This window comes from Aneurinibacillus danicus, from assembly GCF_007991215.1.
Taxonomy (GTDB): Bacteria; Bacillota; Bacilli; order Aneurinibacillales; family Aneurinibacillaceae; genus Aneurinibacillus; species Aneurinibacillus danicus.
Map to the genome: position 1 here is coordinate 1 of NZ_BJXX01000101.1, position 7,462 is coordinate 7,462.

A 7,462-nucleotide genomic window follows, 5' to 3' on the forward strand; every position below is an offset into this window, starting at 1 on the left:
GATTTTCACAGAAAAAGGAGCCCGACGCACAGCCGGGCTCTTACCATTATTCAAACAACCGCAGTTTATGGATTCGCTCCGCCGCTTCCGCAAGGCGCGGCTCATCCACGAGCAGACCAACCCGCACATAACCTTCGCCCTGCACGCCGAAGCCAACCCCCGGCGCGACCGCTACCTGTGCCTCATCCAGCAAAAAATCTGCGAAGGAAGCTGAGGAATAGCCCGCAGGCACCGGCAGCCAGGCAAAGAACGATCCCGGTGTCGGCCGCGCCTTCCAACCGATACGATGCAGTGCCCCGTACAGCGTGTTACGACGTGATTCATACATCGCGCACAGGTCATATACGCACTGCTGAGATGCTGTCAGCGCTTCGACAGACGCCATCTGGATCGCACCGAATAAACTGACAAAATAATGGTCCTGATACAGGTTAATCAGGCGTACCACGTCTGCATTGCCGAGCGCAAAACCGACGCGCCAGCCGGCCATATTATATGTCTTTGACAAGGTATAGACTTCGATGCCGACATCTTTGGCATCCGGATGGGACAGGAAGCTGGGTGGTGTTACGCCATCAAATCCGATTGCCCCATATGCGTAATCGTGAATCAGCAAAATCTCATGGTCACGGCAGAATTTCACCGCTGCCTCGATGAACGCAGGTGTCGCCACCGCACCGGTCGGGTTGTTCGGATAATTAAGAAACATCATTTTCGCCCGCCGCGCCACATCCGGTGAAATCTGTGAAAAGTCCGGAAGAAACTCATTCTCTTCGCGGAGCGGCATCATCTCCATCACGCCTCCGGCCATCGCCACACCCGACCAGTAATCCGGATATCCAGGGTCCGGTACAAGGCAAACGTCACCCGGGTTCAGGAAGATATTGCTGAGTTCGACCAGCCCGGCCTTGCCGCCGAACAGAATGGCAACCTCCGTATCCGGGTCCAGTGTCACGCCGCGCTCCTGTTTGTACCAGTGTGCGATCGCCGCTTTCAGCTCCCGGCGTCCCTGGAACGGTGAATATTTGTGGTTGAGCGGGTTTTCCGCCTCACGCTTTAGCGCGTCCACAATATGAGCCGGGGTAGGTTTGTCAGGATTGCCCTGCCCCAGGTTAATTACATCGTATCCCGCTTCGATTTTTCTCTGCACTTTGCCCGCAAGTCCGGAAAAAAACTGATCCGGCAGGCGGTTCATCGCATCTGACGGCTGAAATTTCAACGCTTTCACTGCCCTGCTCCCCTTTTTTTGTGAAAATCATGAGGAAAGAGGAGAAGAGGAAATAAGATCCAGAGAAGAAAAAGGCCGTCGCCTTTTTCTACATGATAATCCTGTTCTCATCTTCCCTCTCATTCTGTAAATATCCGTTACATATGCCCCTGTTAATCCTTGCGCATGGAACGCGCAATTCGGTTACCCAACGTTTGCAGCAGCTGCACCAGCATAATCAGGATAATGACGGTAATAATCATCACGAGCGTTTCCCAGCGCTGGAATCCGTAGCGGTACGCCAGGTTACCGAGGCCGCCTGCACCAATGATCCCCGCCATTGCGGTGGCGTCAATCAAACCGATAATGGCAATCGTAAGCGACAAAACAAGTGCCGGCCGTGCCTCTTTCAGCATGACGTTAAAAATAATCTGGCGACGGGTCGCACCCATTGCCTGGAACGCTTCAATCAGCCCGGCGTCCACTTCAAGCAGCGCCGATTCCATCAGGCGGGCAATATACGGCGACACATACACGACTAGCGGTACGATGGCGCCTTCTACGCCGATAAACGTCCCGACAACAAGCTTCGTGAACGGAATTAATGCAAACAGCAGGATGATAAACGGCACCGAACGAATAATATTGATAACTGTGCTTACAATCTGATAGAATACCGGCTGTTCAAAAATGTGGCCCGGCCGCGTAATGACGAGCAATACGCCGAGCGGAATTCCAATTAATGTACCAAGAAAGATGGACCAGCCCACCATATACAGCGTTTCCTGCAGTGCGGGCAAATACAGATCCCAATGCGGATCCATTCCGTTAAACATGGTGTATCACCTCCGCGCGGACTCCTCGTTCATTCACATACTTCAATGCCGCATCAAGCACTGCGGCCTCCCCGGTCAGCGAAATCACCAGGTAGCCGAACGTCGTATCTTTTATCTGCGTAATGTGGCCAAACAGAATATTCGGTTTCAAATGATATTTCTCCGTCAGCTCCGCAAGCACTGGGTGCCCCGTGCTCTCTCCAATGAATGTCAAGCGCACAATCCGGCTGCCCGGTACGTGCTGCATACGCTCGAGAAAGCCTTCCGGCAATTGATCATCAAAAATATTGCGAATAAAGTTTCTCGTTGTTGCGGTCTTCGGGCTGGAGAAAATATCAAGCACGGATCCCATTTCGACGATTTGTCCTTCTTCCATTACTGCCACGCGATCACAAATCTTTTTCACGACATGCATTTCGTGCGTAATCAGCATAATGGTCAGATTGTATTGCTTGTTAATGTCGAGCAGCAAATCAAGAATCGACTCGGTCGTCTGCGGGTCAAGCGCCGAAGTCGCCTCGTCGCACAGCAGAATTTCCGGGTCGTTCGCCAGTGCCCGTGCAATGGCGACACGCTGCTTCTGTCCCCCCGATAATTGGGACGGATACGCCTGGGCACGATTGGATAGACCTACGACTTCAAGCAGCTCGCTTACTTTCTTCCGAATTACTTCTTTCGGTGCCTTGTTCAGCTTAAGCGGTGCGGCCACATTATCAAAAACCGTAGCGGACGACAGCAGGTTGAAGTGCTGAAAAATCATGCCGATTTTACGACGCGCTTTACGCAGTTCGTCTGTGGACAGTTTGGTTAAATCCGTACCGTTTACAATCACTTCCCCCGAAGTCGGACGTTCCAACAGGTTAATGCAGCGAATCAATGAACTTTTTCCGGCGCCGCTGAACCCGATGACGCCGAAAATTTCGCCTTTTTCGATTTCAAAGTTGGCGTTTTTAATTGCGTGCACGGCCGTACTGCCGCTGCCGTACACTTTTTCCAGATTGCGGACTGAAATCAACGTGTTCCCTCCTTAAACGTTCGATGCTTGTCTTCATACGAAAAAGCCCCTTTTGCACAGACAAAAGAGGGCACCGCATTCTCTCTTATCTAAAGTTGATACATCAAGTAAAATTTATATTTTACACTATTCATGCGCCGTCCTTTGCTTTCAAGGCGCCGGTGTGTCCAAGCACAATAAATAATTTAATCTATTTGTACAACATAAGTCAAATAAAAAATACCCGGCAATCCGCCGGGTCAACCCTTATTTTCCCTGCCTTTTTTATTTTCCATTCTCTCAAAGAATTTCCTGATTGCTCATAACCGTCTTGTTGATTAACGACACGATGACTTCCGGTTCTGTTTTCTCGTCCGGACATGCTATTCTTATGATGTCTCCTACGTTGTACCATTTATGTTTAAAAGCGATGCTGCGGGACTTTTGCAATGCAGAAAGCAGCCCCTCCCCGTCCGACAACTCAATGACATACTCATCCCCATCTTCATCCAAGAACGTAATCCTCATACGCACCTCCCCCTACTATTACATTACATCAAATACCGCTGTTTTTCTTCCGGTAAAAAAGACGCAATTTTCCCGCTTTTACCTGTATTTTTCCTTACCTGCTGTATCGAAACACAAAAAACCGGACAGCATCGCGGCTGTCCGGCAGGTACCTCAAAGGAAGATGATTACTCGTTGTCAGGCATTAAAGAAACCGGTCGTTGCGGTAAGAAGGTAGAAATGGCATGCTTGTATACTAACTGCTGCTTTCCTTCTGTATCAATTACAACAGTAAAGTTGTCGAATGCTTTCACAAGTCCGCGCAGTTGAAAACCATTTACGAGGTAAATGGTGACAGGGACATTTTCCTTGCGCAGGTGGTTTAAGAACGTATCTTGGATGTTGATGGTATTTGCCATGGTAATACCTCCTATATTTATCTTTAAATAATTTTTTTATTATATTCGTCACTTATTCGAACTTTCCTGCCACCGTCTCATAAATTGCTTCATATGTAGACATAAGAGCATCTTTATGTATCGGCGTTACATCGAACCAGACAATATCCTTCATGGCGCGGAACCAGGTAAGCTGACGTTTGGCAAAATTACGGGTTCGCTTTTTTACCAATTCAATGGCTTCCTCACGTGTCGTGCGACCTTCAAGATACTCAATAATCTCTTTGTATCCGAGCGCCTTCATTGACCGCAAAGAGGCATCATAGCCTTTGGCAAGCAGCCCTTCCACCTCTTCAATCAATCCTTCCGCAATCATCAAATCGACGCGACGATTGATTCGTTCATACAATCGTGCCCGATCCATCGTCAGGCCGAGCAGCAACAAATCATATGGCGATTCTTCGCTCCGTGCCTGATACTGCGACATCGGCGTGCCGGTAACATGGTACACTTCAAGTGCCCGGATAATCCGTTTTACATCGTTGGGGTGTAGCCTATCGGCTGTTTCCGGATCGATGGCAGCGAGCCTTGCGTGCAGCGCCTCTCTGCCATGCGTCTCGGAGAATGCCATCAATTCTTGACGATAGGCTTTGTCTTCGCCAGCCGAAGAGAAGCGATAATCATAGAGTACGGACTGAACATACAATCCTGTACCGCCTACCATTATCGGCAATTTGCCCCGTGCGTTAATGCGTGCGATAAGATCGGCGCACAGGCGTTGAAATTCAGCCACTGTTACCTCTTCGTCCGGATCGCGAATATCGATTAAATGATGCGGAACTTCCTCCCTTTCCTCTTCCGTCGCTTTCGCTGTACCAATATCCATGCCCCGGTAAAACTGCATGGAGTCGCCGGAGATAATCTCTCCCCTGAATCGCCGCGCAAGCTCCAGGCTAAGCGCGGTCTTCCCCACTGAAGTCGGACCGACAATCGCAAGCACCCGCTGTTGTCTATAGCTCATCTGACTTCGCCTCCGACCTCGATAATTCCATATGTAAAAGAACGTTCGATTTTCCGGATGCGCGTAAATCCTAAGCGCGCAAAGTCTGGACTCTCCCGGTGGTTTTTCATTACGACGCGCCGGCAGGCCACCCGTTTCGCCTCTTCCACCGCTTCTGCCGCCACCATCTCATAATTGGCAAACGGACGAAGCGGCGCTATGCTCTCGGAAGATTCAATCGCTTGAAAAAACATTGGGTCGAAATAAACAATATCAAAACTATTATTTTCACATTGACGCAAAAAAGTCAAATGATGGATAGGCTTCACTTCGATACGACGCATGGCTTCCACCGCTTCGGACAGAGGGCTTTCGTACCGTTTCAGCCCATCCCCGACGACAACGGATAGAGCACACTCTGATTCCAGTCCCACCACGCGCCCCCCCTGCCCTACGACAAACGATGCAACTATCGAATCGGATCCGAGGCCAAGCGTACAATCAAGAAATGCATCGCCTGCTTGAAGTCCACAAGCCTGAACCATTACATCAGTATCACCGGCCATCAACCTTTTTATACGAAGCATGGCCATACCCGGGTGGAAAAAGAACGGCTCCCCGGAGCCTTTACTGTATGCCTTAATTCCACCGTCAGTAACAACAAGAACACGCTCGTCTATTTCATGCAGGCGGGCGATAGACATTTTTCTACGTTCAACAAACTGTACACCAAGGTTGTGCGCAAGCGCTTTAGCCTGCTTTTGCACTTCAGTCGGTGCTTCATGCCGTGTAGTTACTATCACTGTTCTCTCTCACTCGTTCCCTTGACTGTGTCTTTTATAGATAACAAACTTCATCATACCCTATTTTTTCTGCAAAAGGAACCGACTTATTTTGCGGTCGGCGGTGCCTGCAGCACCGCTTTGCTGCCGCGGTAGCCGCGGCTGTTAAGAAAGAAAAAACGGGTCGGAAGCGAAGAAGAGCGGATAATCCACCGGGCGACGCGCTTGACCGTCGGGTGGCGCTGTACTTTGCCGTCGGACAAATACAGCCCCAGCAGTCCGTCCACGATCATGCTGTGAAACTTTCGGTCCGGCAGCAGTTGAATATGTTTTTTGGCTTCCTGCACAATATAGTGAATCCGTTCATAAATGATCTTGTCACTCTCATAGTAAGCGATAAAATTTAAGTCACCGCCCACTTCATCTTCTTCGAGATCGATTAAATAGTCAAGCAGAATATGCAAGGAACAAATCCACGGAAAATACGCCTGTCTCAGCAGCGTAACCCGTTTCGGTGATACGTCCGGGTACGATGCAATCTGAAACATATGAAACAAGGCCAGCGTAGAGCCGGTAGCGGCCGCAAACTCGTTCCAGAACAGGTGCGGTGCTTTCTGCTTATGTTCTTGCCACCAGGCAAGCAGGCGCACTTCCCGCTCTTCTTTGACCACATGCTTATGCACCTGCAGATCACAATACAGTGATACCAATTCGCACACGTCATCCCGGACAAGATCATAGCCCGGAAGCTTGCGGATTTCTGTGTGGCAGACGGCTACTAACGCCTTTAAATAACCGCCGTCGTCTTTTTCCTTATTAAATTCATAATAATCTATCAACGAGAAAGTACCGGACACCGCATCCCGCATGGCCTGGTGCAGTCGATCAAAGTTTTGCGCACCGAGCGTTGTCGATCGGTCACATAGATTGTCCAAATAATCACTAATCGTCTGATACGCTACGATAAGCCGAACAAGCGAATCTTTCCATTCCATATGTGCGGCCGCATAGACCGATCCGCCTTCGCAGTGAAACAATTTATTGCTAATACTGTCAAGCGCCTGCTTGCGCAGTTCCGGATCGGGAATTCGTTCGGCACGCTTGCGCCAGCGCTCCACTTCCGCACGGACAGCGGGAAAGATATGCCGATATAAGCGATACATTAAACGCAATGGTCCTCTCGGATACAAGCGGTTCACCACTTTCTGCCAAAATTACTCTATCCCTTCTATTGTAACCCTATCCGCCCTCTTTTCTACATTTTGCCCCCAAATTCTTCATATGGGAAGGCATAAAACTGTGAAAAACGTGAAAGCAAAACCCGAAAAAACAGAAAAAAGAACCGCACTATCTATACGGTTCTTTCCTTATTTTCCGTCTGCTTACACTTGATTTCCCGGGTTTAAATTGTTCTGCAGCAATCCTTGTACTTCAAAGATCTGCTCGGGAGTTGCCTGCGGCACCATATAATAGCCGCTCTGCTGCATGTTTTCAAAGATGTGCTGCTGGTGCGTAATGGCGGTTTCCAGACAGCGCTGATAAATCGCACGCAGTTCGTCGTGGCTTGTCTCCAGCAATGAATTGGCAATGCTGCGGCAGCGGCCTTTTTCCAATTCGAGACACAACTGCATCATCTCACGATCCGTCAGTCCACGTCCTTCTATATTGTTTGGCATAGTATTCCTCCTTTTTCTGTGAAAATTGTGAGAAAAGAAGGAAGGGAAGGAGGAAATAAGAT

9 protein-coding genes are annotated in these 7,462 nt (G+C 49.4%); all 9 read right to left on the reverse strand.

What is annotated here, in order from left to right:
* Window positions 1-46: 46 nt before the first annotated feature.
* The gene (locus tag ADA01nite_RS11595) at window positions 47-1,219 is read right to left on the reverse strand and encodes a pyridoxal phosphate-dependent aminotransferase (RefSeq protein WP_146810139.1); all 1,173 of its coding nucleotides are present in this window, start codon (window positions 1,217-1,219) and stop codon (window positions 47-49) included.
* Between the two features lie 161 nt (window positions 1,220-1,380).
* Complete coding sequence (locus tag ADA01nite_RS11600) at window positions 1,381-2,043, reverse strand: methionine ABC transporter permease (RefSeq protein ID WP_246147309.1); 663 nt, start codon at window positions 2,041-2,043, stop codon at window positions 1,381-1,383.
* Window positions 2,036-3,058: a methionine ABC transporter ATP-binding protein gene (locus ADA01nite_RS11605; RefSeq protein ID WP_146810132.1), complete on the reverse strand. Its 1,023-nt coding sequence runs from the start codon at window positions 3,056-3,058 to the stop codon at window positions 2,036-2,038. Before ADA01nite_RS11605 ends, ADA01nite_RS11600 begins: the two co-directional genes overlap by 8 nt.
* A 279-nt stretch (window positions 3,059-3,337) precedes the next feature.
* Window positions 3,338-3,565 carry a hypothetical protein gene (locus ADA01nite_RS11610; protein WP_146810133.1) on the reverse strand — a complete coding sequence of 76 codons (228 nt, stop codon included), beginning with the start codon at window positions 3,563-3,565 and terminating at the stop codon, window positions 3,338-3,340.
* Window positions 3,566-3,732: 167 nt separating this feature from the next.
* The gene (gene hfq, locus ADA01nite_RS11615) at window positions 3,733-3,963 is read right to left on the reverse strand and encodes an RNA chaperone Hfq (protein WP_146810134.1); all 231 of its coding nucleotides are present in this window, start codon (window positions 3,961-3,963) and stop codon (window positions 3,733-3,735) included.
* 52 nt (window positions 3,964-4,015) lie between these two features.
* Complete coding sequence (gene miaA, locus ADA01nite_RS11620) at window positions 4,016-4,963, reverse strand: tRNA (adenosine(37)-N6)-dimethylallyltransferase MiaA (RefSeq protein ID WP_146810135.1); 948 nt, start codon at window positions 4,961-4,963, stop codon at window positions 4,016-4,018.
* The gene (locus tag ADA01nite_RS11625; protein WP_146810136.1) at window positions 4,960-5,745 is read right to left on the reverse strand and encodes a class I SAM-dependent methyltransferase; all 786 of its coding nucleotides are present in this window, start codon (window positions 5,743-5,745) and stop codon (window positions 4,960-4,962) included. The genes miaA and ADA01nite_RS11625 overlap by 4 nt, the downstream gene beginning before the upstream one ends.
* Window positions 5,746-5,831: 86 nt before the next feature.
* Window positions 5,832-6,887 (reverse strand): tetraprenyl-beta-curcumene synthase family protein, encoded by a 1,056-nt coding sequence (locus tag ADA01nite_RS11630; protein WP_146810137.1) that lies wholly within the window; start codon window positions 6,885-6,887, stop codon window positions 5,832-5,834.
* Between the two features lie 219 nt (window positions 6,888-7,106).
* Window positions 7,107-7,400: a spore coat protein gene (locus ADA01nite_RS11635; RefSeq protein ID WP_146810138.1), complete on the reverse strand. Its 294-nt coding sequence runs from the start codon at window positions 7,398-7,400 to the stop codon at window positions 7,107-7,109.
* Window positions 7,401-7,462 lie beyond the last annotated feature (62 nt).